The sequence below is a fragment of the Acidobacteriota bacterium genome, from assembly GCA_026707545.1.
Lineage (GTDB): Bacteria > Acidobacteriota > Thermoanaerobaculia > Multivoradales > Multivoraceae > Multivorans.
Map to the genome: position 1 here is coordinate 119,953 of JAPOWR010000001.1, position 16,558 is coordinate 136,510.

Consider the following 16,558-nt stretch of genomic DNA (forward strand, 5'->3'; position numbering starts at 1 on the left):
GGCCCGCGCCGCCCATGACGAGCACGACGTTCAGAGCCCCAGCGCCTCGCGGCACCAGACGCTGACCGCGTCCGCCACTTCTCGGTCGACGTCCTCCTGCCGGCGCCCTGACCGCTTCAGCACGTGCAGGCTGTGGTCGCCGCCCTCGACGAAGTGGAGAGTCGCGCGGGAGCCGAGACGGTCGCAGACACCGGTCAGCAGTTCGGGGTCGGCGAGCCGATCCCTGGTGCCGTTCAGGAAGAGCATCGGTTTCTCGACCTGGCTCAGGTGGTCCGCGCGTGACGTTCCGGGCTTGCCCGGCGGGTGCAGGGGGAAGGCGTGGAACACGAAGCCGGCGACGTCGAGGGCGTCGGCCGCATCGGCGCCTGAGGCCATGCGCCCGCCCATCGAGCGTCCGCCCGCGAGGAGCGGCAGTTCGGGGCGCACGGTCCTGGCCTGGGCCACCGCCGCCCGAACGGTTCGCTGCAACACAGGCCGCGGGTTCGGGGGGCGGCGACCCGTTTCACGGTAGGGAAACCGAAATCGGAGCGTGGCGATTCCTAGCCCGGCCACGCCGCGGACGAAGGTCTCCATCGTCTCGTGACGCATGCCCGCGCCGGCACCGTGGGCGAAGACGAGGAGGCAGCGTGGCTCTTCGGGTTCGAGTAGGAGAGCGCTGACCCGCTGGCCGTCACTGACAGCGATGCTGGTTTCGCTGGCCCGCGTCACAGCCCGAACATCTCCGCCGCCCGGTCGGCCAGGGTGTCGCCGATCGCCAGCGACGCCGTCGCGCCGGGTGACGGGGCGTTCAGCACGTGGAGCATCCGCGGACTCGTTTCGATCGCGAAGTCGTCGACCAGGTTGCCCTTGCGGTCCAGGGCCTGGGCACGGACGCCGGAGCCGCCGGGCATCAGGTCGGAGTCCCTAAGATCGGGGACGAAGCGGCGCAGGTCGCGGGCGAAGCGGGCGCGGCTGCCGGAGCGCGCCATCTCGCTGATGCCGACCTTCCAGAAGCGGAGGGCCATCTTCCAGAAGCCGGGATAACTCAGGCTGCTCCAGGTGTCGCGGGCATCGAAGCTGGTGCGGTCGTAGCCCTCGCGCTTGAGCGCGAGGACCGCGTTCGGGCCGGCTTCGACCGAGCCGTCGACGCGCCGGGTCAGGTGGACTCCGAGAAAGGGGAAACGGGGATCGGGGACGGGGTAGATCAGTCCGCGCAGGAGGTGACGGCGCTCCGGAGCGATATCGAAGTACTCGCCGCGGAAGGGAACGATCCGCACGTCCGGATCGAGGCCCGCCATGCGCGCCACGCGATCGGACTGAAGGCCGGCGCAGTTGATCGCGTGGCCGGCCTCGAACTCGCCGGCGGTTGTTTCCACGACGACGCCGTCAGAGCGTGGCGCGAGACCGGTGACGCGGGTCTGCAGGTGGAGGGAAACACCGGCCGCCTCGAGTTGTTCGGCGTAGGCGCGGGCCACGGCCTTGAAATCGACAATGCCGGTCTCGGGAACCCAGAGAGCGTCGACGCCGGTCGCGTACGGCTCGAACTCGGGGATCCGCTCGGGCGGGAGGCGCTCCAGGCCGGCAAGGCCGTTCGCCCGGCCGCGACGCTCCAGTTCGTTGAGTCGGGGGATCTCCTCCGGGTCGGTCGCGATGACGAGTTTGCCGCAGATCTCGTAGGGAATCCCGTGCCGGTCGCAGTAGTCGATCAGACGCTTCCGTCCGCCGACACAGTTGCGCGCCTTGAGCGATCCCTGCTTGTAGTAGAGACCGGAATGAATGACGCCGCTGTTGTGGCCGGTCTGGTGGACGGCGGGCCTGGGCTCAGCCTCGACAACGTGGATGTCGATCTGACCGAAGCGGCGGGCGAGGCTCCGGGCCGTGGCGAGACCGATGATGCCGGCCCCGATGCAGACGACGTCCGCGCGCTGGGGCAAGGCGGGCTCAGGCGCCTTCCGCCGCCGCGTCCTCGGCTGGCCGCTCGGCGGGTGCTGGCGGCAGCGCGCTCGGGTAGGTGCCTAGGATGCGGAGCTCCTTCGCCTTCGCTTCGATCGACTGGAGCGCTTCGGTCACCGGCACCGAAGCGGCGTGCCCCTCGATGTCCAGGTAGAAGCAGTAGCGCCAGGGCGTTGCCGGGATCGGTCTGGACTCGATCTTGGTCAGGTTGATGCCGCGCCGCGAGAAGCTCCGCAACACCTCGCCCAGGTCGCCCGGTTGATGCCCGGTGACCAGAAGCAGCGAGGTCTTGCACGGCACGTCGGGCGGACAGGGCGCCGCTTCCGCGGCCACTTCCACGAAGCGGGTGAAGTTCCCGGCCTGGTTCTGGATGCCCTGGGCCAGGATCTCCAGGCCGAAGACCCGCGCCGCGGGTTCGCTGGCGATGGCGCCGACCGTCTGGTCATTGCCTTCGCGGACGCGCGCGGCCGCGCCGGCGGTGTCGAACTCGGGCTGCGGCCGCAGCCAGTCGTGGTCGTGGAAGAACTGGTCGCACTGGCGAAGCGCCTGGGGATGGGAGAGCACGAGCCGGAGATCCTCGATCCTCGCGCCGGGCAAGGCGAGCAGGCAGTGCGCCACCTTGCTGATGACTTCGGCGGTGATCACCAGGCCCCCTTCGGCCAGCAGGTCGTAGGTCTCGTTGATGCTGCCGGCGGTGCTGTTCTCGATGGGCAGCAGGGCGATGTCGTGGCGGCCGTCCCGGACGCCCTCCGCGGCGCTCCGAAACAGCTCGTAGCCCTGGAGCACGACGCCTCCGGGCCGTCCGGCGTACTGCCGCTGGGCGGTCAGGTGGCTGAACGAGCCCTCCACGCCCTGGTAGGCGACCCGCAGCGGCGCCCGGTCGAGATCGCGGATGTAACCCTGCTGCGCCGCGATCGACATCTCGATCAGCAGCCGGAAGATGCGCTCGGTCTGGTGGGGGTCGAGCTCGAGTTCGGCGGCGATGGTCCGCACCCGGGTCAGCAGTTGCTCCTCGCGCAACTGGTCCCGGAACGGAAAGGCGGCGGCGATCTTGGCGCCCGCGACATCGCGCGACAGTTCGACGCGGCGCCGGAAGCCCTTCAGCAGCTCTTCGTCGACGTGCTCCAGTTCCTGGCGCACCGCCTCGAGATCGGGCAACAGGTCATTCTCGGCAGTGGCCATGAGGTACTCGACTTTCGCGGCCTCTGGTGGCCGCGAGGCGCAGTATACGGCGCTAGTGCGTAAAGGCCTGTCCTGACAGTCAGTTGGAGTGCGGCCGGATGGCGACCTTCAGGGCGTGCCGGCCGATCATCAGGTCGAGCGCCTCCGTCAACCGCTCGAGGGGCAACTCGCGTTCCACCAGTGCGCCATAGCGCTCAGGCGCGCCGATCAGCCGGTCGAGCGCCGCGCGGAACGACGAGGGCCGATGGTGGTAGACGCCCAGCAGTGTCTGTTCCTGGTAGTGGACCCGCTCCGCGTCGATCACCAGGTCTGTTCCCGGACGGCAGCCGCCGAACAGGGCGGCGACGCCACCGGGAGCGAGCGACTTCACGGCGTGATCCCAGCCGGCGGGCGTACCGGTCGCGTCGATCGCGAAGTCGAACGGATCTTCCGCCGCTGGGCCGTTGCCGTCGCCGGCGCGGCCGAGCCGCGTCTCCGCGGCGCCGAAGGGGCCCGCCGCTTCGAGGCGGTGGCTGTGTGGATCGAGGGCGCAGACGTGAGTACGCATGCTGTGGAACAGGTCGATCAGCATGAGTCCCAGCGGTCCGCAGCCGATGACCAGGGTCCGCGCCTCGGTGGGCGGACCGCTCCAGGCCCCGAGGCAACGTTCGAGGCAGTGGACGGCGCAGGCCAGAGGCTCGGCCATGGCTGCGACCACAGGGTCGAGTCCGTCGGGGCGCGGATACACGCTGCGGTTCGCAACGGCTTCGGGAATCAGCAGGTAGTCGGCGAAGGCGCCGTTCAGGTAGACGAGGTTGCGGCAGAGATTCTCGCGCTTGTGCCGGCATGGCTGGCACTCGCCGCAGGAGGCGCTGTTGGCGACAACGACGGCGTCGCCCTCGGCGTACGAGGTCCCGGCGGCGGCTCGGACGACGGTGCCGGTGACCTCGTGGCCGAAGGGCGATGGCAGGGCGAGCATGGTCGGATGGCCGCCGCGGCGGTAGACCTTGACATCCGTGCCGCAGGTGGTCGCGGCGTCGACCCGGATCAGCAGCTCGCCGGCGCTGGGTTCGGGCATCGGTGGTCGCCTCAGCTCGACGCTCCCGGGGCCGGTGAGAAAGGCCTGGGTCTGATGCTCAGGGATCATGCCGTCAGGGGTGTAACAGTACTTTCAGCGCTTCTCGCCGTCGGCACAGGTCGACGGCTTCAGTGGCGCGGTCCAGGGGCATGCGGTGGGTGACCAGCGGCGTCGGGTCGAGCGCGCCCTCGTGGAGCAGATCGAGCACGCGCGCCTGTTCGGCGGGGGAGCCCGAGTATGCGCCAATCACATGGCGCTCGGTCTTGAAGACCGCGTTGATGTCGAGCGTGACGCGGGCCTTCCTGGCGGCGTGCGCGAAGAGCACGACGCGGCCGCCCGGTCGCGTGACTTCGAGCGCCAGGTCGAAGGCCTCCTGGCCTCCGGCGGTGTCGAAGACGGCGTCGGCGCCGGCTTGAGGCTTCGCGGGGTCCGCCAGGTCGGCGATCGCGTCGGGCGGCACCGCGGTGTCGGCGCCGAGCTGCCGCGCGGTGGCCCGTCGGCCGGCGTCCGGCTCGACGATCACGATCCGACCGCCGGGAAGGACCGCCCGCAGCACCAGCAGGTGGAGCAGACCCATCGAGCCGGCGCCGATAACGACGATGGCGGGCGTCTCTCCGACGAGACCGGCGCGACCGACTCCCCGCAGCACGCAGGCGGCCGGTTCGACGAACGTGGCCGCCTCGTCGGCGAGTGCGTCGTCGAGCTTTCGCACGGTGCGTTGAACCGCCCGGGCCTTGAGCCGGAGGCGCTCGCTGAACCCTCCCGGGTCCAGCAGGTTCTCCGCGAACTGCGGGCACATCGTCTCGGCGCCCGAACGGCACAGGCGGCAGTCGCCGCACGGTGCGTGGTGGGGGGCGACGACCCGGTCGCCGGCCTGGAGAGACGCGGACCGACTCTCGACGACTCTGCCTACGACTTCGTGTCCGAGCACCTCTCCCGGCGTCCGGCCAGCGTCGTCCAGCTTGTAGAGATCGGTCCCGCAGAGGCCGCAGTAGATGAGCTCGACCAGCGCCTCACCGGTCCTGATCGGCGGCTCCGGCACCTCCGCGAGCTCCAGACTGCCTCCGTCGGTGGTGCGCGCGACCTTCACTTGTTCGCCTTGATCAGGTTCGAGCGCGGCATGTCGTTCCCGAGAGGCATTCTAGTGAGATGGAGGATGGCGGCTTTGACTCCGGAGTCGCGGTCGTGTAGGTTGCGCCTTCCGCCGGGTCCAGCTAGCAGTCCCCTGGTCGCCACGACGACCAAGAGCGCTTGATTGCCGCGCCAGGGTTGATGCAGCGGTGGACGTGAGTCCCGCCCCCTGCTTGCTCGCCCGCGCCCAATCGCCTTACCACTATCTCCCGACCAGAGGAGTCTGTTTCCTTATGCCCAAGAAGTCTCGCGCGTCCCGCCGGCGTTCGTCCGTCCGGCGTCCGTCAGGAGGGAAGCCGTTTGGCCGACATGCGTCCGGCCGAAAGGTGCGCCACGGCCACGATGCCGTCTGCGCCGAATGCGACAGCCCGACAACCGTTCCATTTCGCCCCGCCCCCGGTAGGCCGGTGTACTGCCGTTCCTGTTTCACCAGCCGTCGTGACGGCGCCGGCACCGCGGTGAACGCCGCTACCACCGAGCGGGCCGTGAACGGCGCCCGCCGCGCGGCAGAACCCGCCGCCGATCGCGGACGAGATGCTCGCTCCGGCGCCGTCTTCGCCGGCATGGCGCTGACGCGCGCGACCAGGGCGGCGATCGCGCGAATGGCCATCTCCGAGCCGACGCCGATTCAGGAAGAGTCGATCCCCGCTCTGCTGGCGGGCCGGGACCTCGTCGGGCAGGCGCAGACGGGGTCCGGAAAGACGCTGGCCTTTGCCGTGCCCATCGCTGAAGTCTGCGATCCGTCGGTCCGGCGGGTTCAGGCCCTGGTGTTGGTACCGACACGGGAGCTTGCCCTCCAGGTCGCCGGAGTCATCTTCGGTCTGGCCTCATCGCGGGGCGTATCCGTGACGCAACTCGTCGGCGGACGCCCGATCAGGCGCGAGCAGGCGGCGCTCCGGCGAGGAGTCGACGTCGTCGTCGGCACTCCCGGCCGCACCCTGGACCACCTGCGGCAGGGCTCGCTGAAGTTGGACGCCGTGCGATTCCTCGTCCTGGACGAGGCGGACGAGATGCTGGACCAGGGCTTTGCCCGCGATGTCGAGGCGATCCTCAGCCACACGCCTGCTTCACGGCAGACGGCTCTGTTCTCGGCCACCATGCCGAACTGGGTGGCGAACACGGCGAAGCAGTATCTGCGCAACCCGGTGAAGGTCGAGGTCGACGCGCGCCTTCAGGAGCTAACGGTGGAGCATCTGGTCTATTCGATCCAGAGGGACGACAAGATGGCAGCGCTCCAGACGCTGCTGGACGACCGCGGCAGCGACCCGATTCTCGTCTTCGGCCGCACGAAGCACGGCGTCAGAAAACTGGCGAAGAAGCTCGTTGCCCTGGGCTATCCGGTCGGGGCGCTGCAGGGGAACCTCAGCCAGGGCGCCCGTGAGCGCGTGATGAGGGGCTTCCGTTCCGGCGCCGCGCCGATCCTCGTGGCGACGAATGTGGCCGCCCGGGGGTTGGACGTGAACGGAATCGGCCAGGTCATCAACTACGACTTGCCGGACTCGGAGCGACTCTTCACGCACCGGGTCGGGCGGACTGGCCGCATGGGGCGTTCCGGAGAGGCGGTCACCTTCGTGACCCCGGACGAACAGCGGAAGTGGCGTGAGATTCAGCGTGGGCTTGGCCGCCGGTTCCCGCACCGGCCGTGGCGAGCGCGGTCGAGGTCTTCGTCAGTCGGCAGCGGGCTCGGTTAGCCGGGGTTGCCGCGAGGGCCGCCCTTCCTTGATGTAGATGTCGTGCTTGCTGTACGGGATCTCGATGCCCGCCTCTGCGAACGCCTTGATCGTCGCCTTCACCAGCTCGTGCGTGACGATGCCGCGAAGCACCGGCTCCTCGACCCAGCACAGCAGCTCGTAGTCGATCGAGGAGGGTCCGAAGCCGCGGAACCGGACGCGCGGTGTGGGCTCCTTGCACACCTTCACGTTGTCGTCGGCTACCTGAAGCTGCAGGGCCTCGACCTTCTCGACGTCGCTGGTATAGGCCACGCCGACCCGGACGCGGATCCGGTACTTGACGTGGGGCCCGCCGCTTTCGTTGTTGATCTTCGCGTTCCCCATCACCGCGTTCGGGATCGTCACCTCGATGTCGTCGCGGGTCAGCAGCCGGGTGCTGCGGATGCCGATCTCGGTGACCATGCCGCGTTCCCCGGTGTCGAGGGTGATGAAGTCGCCGATCTTGTAAGGCCCGTCCGCGAAGATGAAGATGCCGGCGAAGAGGTTCGCCAGCGTGTCGCGGGCCGCGAAGCCGATCGCGAGGCCGGCGATGCCGCCGGCGGCGAGGAGTCCCGAGACGTCGGCGCCCCAGGCCTTGATCACCAGGTAGGCACCCAGGATCACGATCGCGACCTTGGCCAGGTTCTCGAACAGGGGCTCGGTGTGCTTGGAGACGAGCGCGCCGCTGCTCCGGCGCCGCGCCAGGGCGCGTAGCAGGACTCCCGAGGCACGCAGCGCCGCGACGACCCAGAACAGCAGCGCCACGGTCTGCAGCGCGTCGACGATCCTCTGCTCGGTGATGTCGGCGAGCTGCAATCGAGCGACGCCCATCCGCAGGCCGATCAGGAAGACCGAAACCCAGAGCGGCCAGTGCGCCGCCTCGAGCAGTCGGTCGTCGACCTCGGTCTTGGTCTTCCCGACGAGCTTCGTCGCGCCGAACTTGAGGATCCACCAGACCACCCAGGCGCTTAGCGCGGAGGCGAACGCGATCGCCAGCAACTGGAGCCAGGCGCCCCACGTTTCGTGCACGTAGACCGGAAGCAGCTCGGCGAGCCGTCCTTCCAGTGCGGTCAGTTGCGCGTCCACGGGTCCAGTGCCCACGCCCGATGGCGGGCGTACCGGTTGTTACGATAGCCGACGCCCGGAGGAGGCCATCGTAGTGAACTGGCTGTTTGTGGGACTGGTGATGTGCGCGGCCTCGGTGGCCGCGGGCGCTTTCGGCGCGCACGGCCTGCGGTCCGCGCTCGACGCCGAGCACCTGGCGCTGTGGGAGACGTCCGCCCGCTATCTCATGTACGGCGGCGTGGTGGTGGCCTTGCTGGGATTGGCCGGCCGCGGCTCGAACGTCGACCTGCGGCTAGCCGGTTGGCTGTTGTTCGCCGGCTCCCTGATCTTCTCCGGGACGGTGGCGGTGATCGCGGTCGGAGGCCCGCGATGGCTGGGCGCCATCACGCCGATCGGCGGCACACTCCTGATCGTCGGCGTTCTCGTTTTCGCCTGGAGAATGCTGGAACGCTCGGGGACGTCGGCGGGCTTCTGAAGGACGAGGGGAAGGCCGGTTCGGCGCAGGTCGTTCGCGGCATTCCCTGGAGCGGCTGCGCGGTCTATGCTGCGGTCGCGGCTGCGACGAAGCAACCCGCACACCCCAGGAGATGAACAGAAATGCCGAACGGCAGGTTGAACGTACCCGAACCCCGCAACGAACCCGTCCTCGACTACGTGCCCGGTTCCGCCGAGCGCTCCGCTCTGGAGACGCGGCTGAAGCAGATGCTGGGCGAGCAGGTCGAGATTCCGGTCCTTGCCGGCGGCCGCGAGATCCGCACCGGCCGCACGCAGGACGTCGTCTGCCCCCACGATCATGGCCACGTCCTCGGCACCTGCCATCAGGCCGGTGCCGCGGAAGTCGAAGCGGCCGTGGCCGCCTCCCAGGAGGCCTGGCCGGCCTGGTCCGCGATGCCGTTCGAGGAGCGGGCGGCGGTCTTCCTGCGCGCAGCCGAGCTGTTGGCCGGTTCATGGCGGTCGACGGTGAACGCCGCCACCATGCTGAACCAGTCGAAGACCTGCTACCAGGCCGAGATCGACTCCGCCTGCGAGTTGATCGACTTCCTGCGCTTCAACGTCGCGTTCGCCGAGGAGCTTTACGGCCAGCAGCCTGTATCGTCGCCCGGTATCTGGAACTACGTCGAGTACCGGGCCCTCGAGGGTTTCGTGTTCGCGGTCACGCCGTTCAACTTCACCGCGATCGCCGGCAACCTGCCGACCTCGGCGGCGATCATGGGCAACACGGTGCTGTGGAAGCCGGCGTCCACGGCCCTGCTCTCGGGCTACTACGTGATGAAGCTGCTCGAGGAGGCCGGGCTGCCGCCGGGCGTGATCAACTTCGTGCCCGGTCCCGGTGCCACGGTTGGCGATCCGGTCCTGGCCAGCCGTCACCTGGCGGGAATTCACTTCACTGGTTCGACGCCCGTGTTCCAGCGCATGTGGCGGACGATCGGCGACCAGATCGAGAACTACGACACGTACCCGCGGATCGTCGGCGAGACCGGCGGCAAGGACTTCGTCTTCGCGCACCCGTCCGCGGACGCGGCCGCCCTGAGCACGGCGCTGATCCGCGGCGCCTTCGAGTACCAGGGCCAGAAGTGCTCCGCGGCCTCGCGGGCATACGTTCCGGCATCGCTCTGGGGCGAGGTGCGGGAGCGCTTGGCCGACGAACTGGCGACCGTGTCGATGGGCTCGCCGGTCGACTTCTCGAACTTCATGGCCGCGGTCATCGACCAGTCGTCCTTCAACAACATCTCCGGCTACCTCGCCGATGCGGAGAACGGAGCTCCGTACGAGGTCGTGTCAGGCGGCGGCCGGGACGATGCGGCCGGCTACTTCGTCGAGCCCACCGTCGTCCGGAGCGAGGATCCGCGGTCCCGCCTGATGAGCGAGGAGATCTTCGGACCGGTGCTGACTTTGTTCGTGTACGAGGACGCCGCGCTCGACGACGCACTCGAACTCTGCGATACGACGAGTCCGTACGCGCTCACCGGCGCCGTGTTCGCCAACGACCGCGCGGCGGTCGCCCGTGTCGGCGCCGCGCTTCGACACGCCGCCGGCAACTTCTACATCAACGACAAGCCGACCGGCGCGGTCGTCGGTCAGCAACCCTTTGGCGGTGCGCGTGCGTCGGGTACGAACGACAAGGCCGGATCGCTGGCGAACCTGATGCGGTGGACGTCCCAGCGCGCGGTGAAGGAGAACTTCGCGCCGCCGACGGACTACCGCTACCCCCACATGGGCTAACGCAGCCGGTTCACCGCCGCCATCATCGAGTCGACGTCGGTGTACTTCTCGCGGACCTTGTTCCGGGCCTCGCCGAGGCGGACTTCGTCCTCGTCGAGGCGGTTCCAGTCGTCGAAGGTCACAAAGTCGACGCCGCGGGCACGGAGCAGCTCGACGATCCTCTCAGGTGCCTTGGCGGGGTCGGCTGGGGCCGTCACGCCGTCGATGTCCTCGATCATCTTCTTGACCGTGGCCGTGGAGTCGGGACTGTTCGTGCCGATCAAGCCGGTCGGACCGCGTTTGGCCCAGCCGACGACGTACTGGCCCGGCACGACTTCGCCGTCCGGCTCGGTCTGCAGCCGGCCTTCGTCGTTGGGCAGGATGCCCCAGCGCTCATGGAACGGGACGCCGGGCAGTGGGACGCCGCGGTAGCCGACGGCCTTGAACACCAGCTCGACGTCGAAGGTCTCGGTTACGCCAGTGCCCCGGGGTCGCGGGGTGCCGTCGTCGGAGGAGTAGAGCTCGTTCTTCTCGATCACGACCTGGGCGACCCGGCCGTCGTCCCCGGCCACGAGTTCGATCGGTGAGACGAGGAACCTGCAGGTGACGAGGCGCTCGTCGGCTCCCGCTTGGGCGCCGGCCACTTCGGTCAGGTAGTCGACGTTTCTTTGGGCGCTGCGTGCCGCTCCCTTCTCCAGCCAGGCGCTGCTGATCTCGTCGAGGTCCATCTCTTCTTGTGAGACCAGCAGGCTGGCGCCTTCGAGCGAGCCGATCTCCTTGATCTCCTGAGGCGAGAACGCTGCCTGTGCGGGTCCGCGCCGGCCGAGCAGAACCACCTCATGGACCGCACTCTTGCGGAGTACCTCGAGGGATTCAGCCGTGATGTCGGTCGGAGCGAGTTCGTCCGTGTCCCGCACCAGGACGCGGGTCACGTCCATCGCCACGTTGCCGTTGCCGACGACCGCGACGCGCCGGGCCGAGGCCAGGTCGAAGCTGCGATCCTGGAAGTCGGGATGGCCGTTGTACCAGCCGACGAACTCGGTTGCCGAGTGAACGCCGGGCAAGTCTTCGCCCGGAATCCCCATCTTGCGGTCGGATTCGTTGCCGGTGGCGTAGACGATGTGGTCGTAGTGCCGGCGGAGGTCGTCGACCGAGATATCGCGGCCGAGTTCGACGTTGCCGAAGAAGCGGAAACGCTCATGCTGCGCGGTGCGGTTGTAGACCCTGATGACGTTCTTGATCTTCTGGTGATCGGGAGCGACGCCGCCGCGCACCAGACCGAACGGAGTGGGCAGACGGTCGAACAGGTCGACATCGGCCTCGATGCCGTCCGCCTTGAACAGCGCGGCGATCGCGTAGAAGCCGCTCGGACCGGAGCCGATCACGGCGACGCGGAGCGGTCGTTCATTGCTCCCGAGGGGCCGGTCTTCGAGGGTCTCCTGCACTCGTTCCTCGCCTTCTCGCGCCGCGGTCGCGGCTCTCGTCTTCCTGTTGGGGATGGCCGATCGGTCGGGTATCATAACGCCGTACCTGCTGGCGCCGTTCAGGGATGCGCCACGGCCGGTCGCCGGCATTTGTCAACACCGTTAAGTGTTTGACATGATTGGACATACGCCGCTCCGGCCCGCCCGGTCATGCGGACCGCGGCTGGGAGAACTCAAGGAGATGACTCATGTCCCAGTCCCGTTGGCTCGCTGAACACGCCGCCACCCAAAGCTCGTTGCGGGCGGCCCTCGTTGTACTCCTGCTTGGAGGCCTGATGCTGGGCGCCCTGCCGGCCGCTGCGCAGCAGTGTGAGGGTGCGTCCGAGATCACCCGCCTCGGGGGAGCGAACCGGTTCGCCCCACCGGTCACGGACCAGGAGGGTCTGCAGGCCCTGTTCGTGGATCACCGGGACGAGATCGTGGCTCTTCTCGGACAGGCGAACTGGGCGGGCAACGCGGACGATCTGTTCGCGGCCGTCGCAGCGTGGCGTGGCGTCACCTCCACGACCTTCGATCCCGGACAGCGGGTTCAGTGGATGTTCTTCCGCGAGCGCGGCCAGACGCCGACGGTCGGCACGAACCTCTGCTGGGCCGGAGACGAGGCGTTTACGTCCTGGGAGATCCGTTTCAACTCCAGCGGGCGCTGGTACTCGATGATCGTGCCCGAGTCGTGCGGCAACCTGGCTCTCCTGGCGGAGCAGCCGTTGCCCAAGGTGACGCTCGATCTCGACATCGGGGGCCTTTCCTGCAGCGACCAGACGTTCGACTTCCAGAGTTCCTGTGTCGACGGCGAGGGTGCCGTGATGGTGCGGATGCCGGACGGCGGCGAACGTTCGGCGGCTTCCGGTGGCGCGTCGTTCCCGTTTACCGCCGAGGGCGACTACACGGTCACCGCGACCTGCTCCGCGATGTCGTCCCGTGGCGACCGGCTCGAGGACTCGGTCAGCCGCACGATCGCCGTCGGCTGCCCGAGCTGCAGCGTGACCGCTTCGCCGGCCGAGGTCGATCTAGGCGAGTCGTCCACGTTGACCGTCACGCCGAAGGCCGGCCACGGCGCGGAGGTGTCACAGGTACTGCTCGACGGGCGCCCGCTCGCGTCTCCGTACACGCGGGAGATGACCCACGACGGAGCCGACGCCTTTACTCACGCGGTGACCGTCGAGACGAGCACCGGTCAGAGCGCCCAGTGTTCGACCGGGATGAAGGTCGCGCCCACGGTCACGATGTCGATCGAGCCGGACCGGGTCCTGGCCGGCCAGACGGCGGTCGTGACGGTCGTACCGGAGAATGGCAACGGCGCTCCCATGACGGTCGCTCTGGACGGTCAGCCGCTCGGCGAGCCCTACCAGCGTGAGGTCCTTCACGGGAACGACGGCGAGTACACCCACACGGCAACGGTGGAGAACGCTGGAGGCAGCAACGAGGCCTCCGCCACGATCAAGGTCGATCGGCGGTGGACCCTGGTGCCGACGCTCAACTCGTTGAGCGGAGACGACGTGCACATCTCGGTGCTCGGTCCGGATTCGCGGGACAGGCTCAAGGCCTGCGTGGACGGCGTCGGCATCGGCGTAACCGCCGAGTACCGCCTTAGCTACCCCTTGGGGATCACGTTCGGGGCGAACACGATCAACTGCGAGGTCGATTGGTGGCTGCACCCGGGCGGCCGGACCGGCTACAGCAGCGCCGATGTGGAGATGAAGAAGTTCTTCGTTGGGTTGAATGTGCATCTGACCCGACCCGGCAGCCGCGTGGACTGGTGGATCGGTCCCGTGGTCGCCCAGCTCGACTACAGCTCTCCGTCTCTGGTGGCGGACGGGCTGGACGGCGCCTCGGTGGACGCCGTGTACAAGCCCGAGTGGCCCGGCGAGACGGTGCTCGGCGCCAACGTGGGTCTGAAGATCCCGTTCAAGGCGGATTGCCCGGTTGGTCTGTATCTCGGCGCCTTCTGGTTCGACTCGTCGATGAAGGCCAAGAGTACGGAGATCCGCGGCGAGGACGGGGTTCTCGCGCCCGGCTTCGAGTTGCGCAAGACGCCGGTGTACGTGAAGGCCGGAGTCTCGTTCGAGTTCTGACGGTTTCGAGTAGTCCGCGGCAGAAGTCGCGCTACATTACATCCGAGCGCCCGAAGACGGGCGCTCGGACTGTGACGCTGGTAGCGCGGGACGCGCCACCAGGGTTCGAGCAGGGAACCTGTCGTGAAGCCGACGGAACTGGAAGAACGATACGGCGCGCGGAACTACGCGCCTCTCGACATCGTGATCGAGCGCGCCGAAGGCGTGTGGGTCTGGGATACGTCTGGTCGTCGCTACCTCGACTGCCTCGCCGCCTATTCCGCGGTCAACCAGGGCCATTGCCATCCGCGGATCGTTGAGGCGCTGATCCGGCAGAGCCGGAAGGTGACGGTCACTTCGCGGGCGTTCCGCAACGCCGAGCTCGGGGCGTTCTTCCGCGACGTCTGCGAGCTGACCGGCTTCGAGCGCGCGCTGCCGATGAACACCGGCGCCGAAGCGGTCGAGACCGCGATCAAGCTGGCCAGGAAGTGGGCCTACACGCGCAAGGGTGTGCCGCCGGGGGAGGCGGAGATCCTGGCGTTCGCCAATAACTTCCATGGCCGCACGACGACGATTGTGGGATTCTCGAGCGAACCGCAGTACCGGGACGGTTTCGGCCCCTTCGCGCCCGGCTTCGAGCTGTTGCCGTTCGGCGATGCGTCGGCGGCGAGGTCGGCGGTCGGCCCGAACACGGCGGCGGTGCTCGTCGAGCCGATCCAGGGCGAGGGCGGAATCGTCGTTCCACCGGACGGCTTCCTGACCGAACTGCGCGAGGTCTGCAGCGAACGGAACGCGCTTCTGGTCGTCGATGAGATTCAGTCCGGCCTGGGGCGTACGGGACGGATGTTCGCACACGAGCACGACGGGATCCGGCCGGACGTCATGCTGCTCGGGAAGGCGCTCTCCGGCGGTCTGTATCCCGTGTCGGTGGTGGTGGCCGACGCGGAGATCCTGGACGTGTTCCAGCCGGGCGACCACGGCTCCACCTACGGCGGCAACCCGGTAGGGGCGGCGGTGGCGCGCGCGGCGCTCGCGGTGCTGCAGGAGGAGCGGCTGGTCGAGAAGTCGGCCCGGCTCGGCGAGCACGCCCTGGGCCGGTTGCGGAGCGTCCGCTCACCGCTGGTGCGTGAGGTCCGTGGCCGTGGACTGTGGATCGGAGTCGAACTCCATGAATCCGCCGGCGGGGCCCGTCCGTATTGCGAGAAACTGGCCGAACTGGGCCTGCTGTGCAAGGAAACCCATGATCACGTCATCCGATTCGCACCGCCGCTGGTCATCGGGGAGGAGGAGCTGAACTGGGCGCTGGACCGGATCGAGGAGGTGCTGGCGGTATGACGGCCGACGCCGCGAGCGCCACGCCGGTCCCGGCGTCGCCGCGGCCGGGGAACGATGCCGACGACCGGGTGCGGGCGCTCCGCCGCCCCCATCCCAAGTTGCTTCGCTACTACGTTCTTTTCTCGCTGATCACCGGGCCGGCGTTCCCCGTCGTCTTCACCATCCTGTTCCTGCGCTATCGCACGCTGTCCTACCGTTTCGACGACGAAGGCGTGACGATGAGTTGGGGCGCGGTGTTCAAGCGCGAGATCAGCCTCACCTACAGCCGCATCCAGGACATCCACGTGCAGAGCAACGCGGTCGAGCGGTGGCTCGGACTCTCGCGTCTCCTGGTTCAGACGGCGAGCGGCTCGGCGAAAGCCGAGATGAAGGTCGAAGGCCTGCTGGAACTCTCGGCGGTTCGCAACTTCATGTACAGCCGGATGCGCGGCGCGCGTGCCGGAGCACCTGCCACTGCTGTCGCCGGAGCGACGTCGGGCGCGGTTGCCGAGGGCGATGCCGCCGCCCTGGCCTCGACTCTGCGTGAGATCGCGCGCGAGGTGGCGGCGGTACGGAGCGAGCTGGAGCGGAGGCGATGATGCCCGCCCGCGCCGAAGGCGCGCCAGGCGGCGGGATGCCGCCGGGCCTGAAGCGTCGGCTGCTGGCGCTGTTCCGCGTCGAGGAGCGGCCGGAACCGCCGCCAGGATCACCGGAGTCGCTGCGCACCTTTCGCGCCTCGCCGCGGTTCTTCCGTTACAGCCTGCTCAAGTGGGGCCTGGGGCAGGCGGGCGCCCTGTTCGGCCTGGTGGCGTCGACGATCGGCTTCGACTTCATCGAGTTCGGGCCCTGGTCGCGATTCACCGCCGCGGCGGGGCCGTTCCTGATCGTCCTGTTCGTCGTTCAGGTGCCGTTCTCGTACCTGGTTCTCCGTCTGGGCTACGAGATGCGCTGGTACATGGTCAGCGACCGGGCTCTTCGCATCCGCCACGGCGTCTACAGCGTCAGGGAACAGACGATGACGGTTGTGAACATCCAGAACATGGCGGTGAAGCGCGGTCCCCTACAGCGTCTGTTCGGCATCGCCGACCTGGAGATCCGTACCGCCAGCGGCGGCGGTTCGGACGATGACGACGAGGACAGTCTGAGCCGGGGCCTGTTGCAGGGCCTCGACAACGCGGAGGAGCTGCGCAACCTGCTGCTGTCGTCGCTCCGGCAGAGCCGGGACGCCGGTCTCGGCGATCCTGACGACCAGCCGGCCGCTCTCGCCGTACCGGCGACCCCAACGGAGGCCACCGCCCCGGGCGAAGCGGAGAGTGCTCCGGTTCTCGCGGCTGCCAGCGACCTGCTCACCGAGTGCCGGGCTCTGCGACGAACGGTGGCCGGGTCCGCGGAAGCATCGTGATCCGCCTGACTCCTGCCGGCTCGTAACCT

General features: G+C 68.6%; 14 protein-coding genes. 7 read left to right on the forward strand and 7 right to left on the reverse strand.

Annotated elements, in window-relative coordinates; translation table 11 throughout:
• Positions 1-30 precede the first annotated feature (30 nt).
• From OXG83_00425 to OXG83_00445, 5 genes are all read right to left on the reverse strand, one after another.
• Complete coding sequence (locus OXG83_00425) at positions 31-708, reverse strand: alpha/beta hydrolase (protein ID MCY3963470.1); 678 nt, start codon at positions 706-708, stop codon at positions 31-33.
• Positions 705-1,913: an L-2-hydroxyglutarate oxidase gene (gene lhgO, locus OXG83_00430; GenBank protein MCY3963471.1), complete on the reverse strand. Its 1,209-nt coding sequence runs from the start codon at positions 1,911-1,913 to the stop codon at positions 705-707. Before lhgO ends, OXG83_00425 begins: the two co-directional genes overlap by 4 nt.
• A gap of 7 nt (positions 1,914-1,920) precedes the next feature.
• Positions 1,921-3,114 carry a bifunctional chorismate mutase/prephenate dehydratase gene (locus OXG83_00435; protein MCY3963472.1) on the reverse strand — a complete coding sequence of 398 codons (1,194 nt, stop codon included), beginning with the start codon at positions 3,112-3,114 and terminating at the stop codon, positions 1,921-1,923.
• Between the two features lie 79 nt (positions 3,115-3,193).
• Positions 3,194-4,240 (reverse strand): alcohol dehydrogenase catalytic domain-containing protein, encoded by a 1,047-nt coding sequence (locus OXG83_00440; protein MCY3963473.1) that lies wholly within the window; start codon positions 4,238-4,240, stop codon positions 3,194-3,196.
• Between the two features lie 4 nt (positions 4,241-4,244).
• Positions 4,245-5,261: an alcohol dehydrogenase catalytic domain-containing protein gene (locus OXG83_00445; protein ID MCY3963474.1), complete on the reverse strand. Its 1,017-nt coding sequence runs from the start codon at positions 5,259-5,261 to the stop codon at positions 4,245-4,247.
• Positions 5,262-5,760: 499 nt separating this feature from the next.
• Between OXG83_00445 and OXG83_00450 the strand changes: the two genes are divergently transcribed.
• The gene (locus OXG83_00450; GenBank protein ID MCY3963475.1) at positions 5,761-6,993 is read left to right on the forward strand and encodes a DEAD/DEAH box helicase; all 1,233 of its coding nucleotides are present in this window, start codon (positions 5,761-5,763) and stop codon (positions 6,991-6,993) included.
• Here the strand turns inward: OXG83_00450 and OXG83_00455 are convergent.
• Complete coding sequence (locus OXG83_00455; protein ID MCY3963476.1) at positions 6,970-8,112, reverse strand: mechanosensitive ion channel family protein; 1,143 nt, start codon at positions 8,110-8,112, stop codon at positions 6,970-6,972. The genes OXG83_00450 and OXG83_00455 overlap by 24 nt on opposite strands.
• 58 nt (positions 8,113-8,170) lie before the next feature.
• Here OXG83_00455 and OXG83_00460 point away from each other — a divergent pair, with 58 nt between their 5' ends.
• Positions 8,171-8,551 (forward strand): DUF423 domain-containing protein, encoded by a 381-nt coding sequence (locus OXG83_00460; protein MCY3963477.1) that lies wholly within the window; start codon positions 8,171-8,173, stop codon positions 8,549-8,551.
• 122 nt (positions 8,552-8,673) lie between these two features.
• Entirely contained in the window at positions 8,674-10,299 is a 1,626-nt protein-coding gene (gene pruA, locus OXG83_00465; GenBank protein ID MCY3963478.1) for an L-glutamate gamma-semialdehyde dehydrogenase, read from the forward strand.
• Here the strand turns inward: pruA and OXG83_00470 are convergent.
• Positions 10,296-11,723, reverse strand: a complete 1,428-nt coding sequence (locus OXG83_00470; protein MCY3963479.1) for an FAD-dependent oxidoreductase — start codon at positions 11,721-11,723, stop codon at positions 10,296-10,298. The genes pruA and OXG83_00470 overlap by 4 nt on opposite strands.
• Before the next feature lie 227 nt (positions 11,724-11,950).
• On the opposite strand from OXG83_00470, the gene OXG83_00475 reads away from it, so the two are divergent.
• The 4 genes from OXG83_00475 (at position 11,951) to OXG83_00490 (ending at position 16,529) form a co-directional block, all read left to right on the forward strand.
• Positions 11,951-13,834 (forward strand): hypothetical protein, encoded by a 1,884-nt coding sequence (locus tag OXG83_00475; protein ID MCY3963480.1) that lies wholly within the window; start codon positions 11,951-11,953, stop codon positions 13,832-13,834.
• Between the two features lie 123 nt (positions 13,835-13,957).
• Complete coding sequence (gene rocD, locus OXG83_00480) at positions 13,958-15,148, forward strand: ornithine--oxo-acid transaminase (GenBank protein MCY3963481.1); 1,191 nt, start codon at positions 13,958-13,960, stop codon at positions 15,146-15,148.
• Positions 15,145-15,726, forward strand: coding sequence for a PH domain-containing protein (locus tag OXG83_00485; GenBank protein MCY3963482.1), 582 nt, complete (start codon positions 15,145-15,147; stop codon positions 15,724-15,726). The genes rocD and OXG83_00485 overlap by 4 nt, the downstream gene beginning before the upstream one ends.
• Complete coding sequence (locus tag OXG83_00490; GenBank protein MCY3963483.1) at positions 15,726-16,529, forward strand: PH domain-containing protein; 804 nt, start codon at positions 15,726-15,728, stop codon at positions 16,527-16,529. The genes OXG83_00485 and OXG83_00490 overlap by 1 nt, the downstream gene beginning before the upstream one ends.
• Positions 16,530-16,558 lie beyond the last annotated feature (29 nt).

Excerpts from the sequence above, each read along its gene's own strand:
- OXG83_00440 (MCY3963473.1), bottom strand. The coding sequence starts at position 4,240 with ATGATCCCTGAGCATCAGACCCAGGCCTTTCTCACCGGCCCCGGGAGC.
- OXG83_00490 (MCY3963483.1), top strand. The coding sequence starts at position 15,726 with ATGCCCGCCCGCGCCGAAGGCGCGCCAGGCGGCGGGATGCCGCCGGGC.
- OXG83_00475 (MCY3963480.1), top strand. The coding sequence starts at position 11,951 with ATGTCCCAGTCCCGTTGGCTCGCTGAACACGCCGCCACCCAAAGCTCG.
- OXG83_00485 (MCY3963482.1), top strand. The coding sequence starts at position 15,145 with ATGACGGCCGACGCCGCGAGCGCCACGCCGGTCCCGGCGTCGCCGCGG.
- pruA (MCY3963478.1), top strand. The coding sequence starts at position 8,674 with ATGCCGAACGGCAGGTTGAACGTACCCGAACCCCGCAACGAACCCGTC.
- OXG83_00435 (MCY3963472.1), bottom strand. The coding sequence starts at position 3,114 with ATGGCCACTGCCGAGAATGACCTGTTGCCCGATCTCGAGGCGGTGCGC.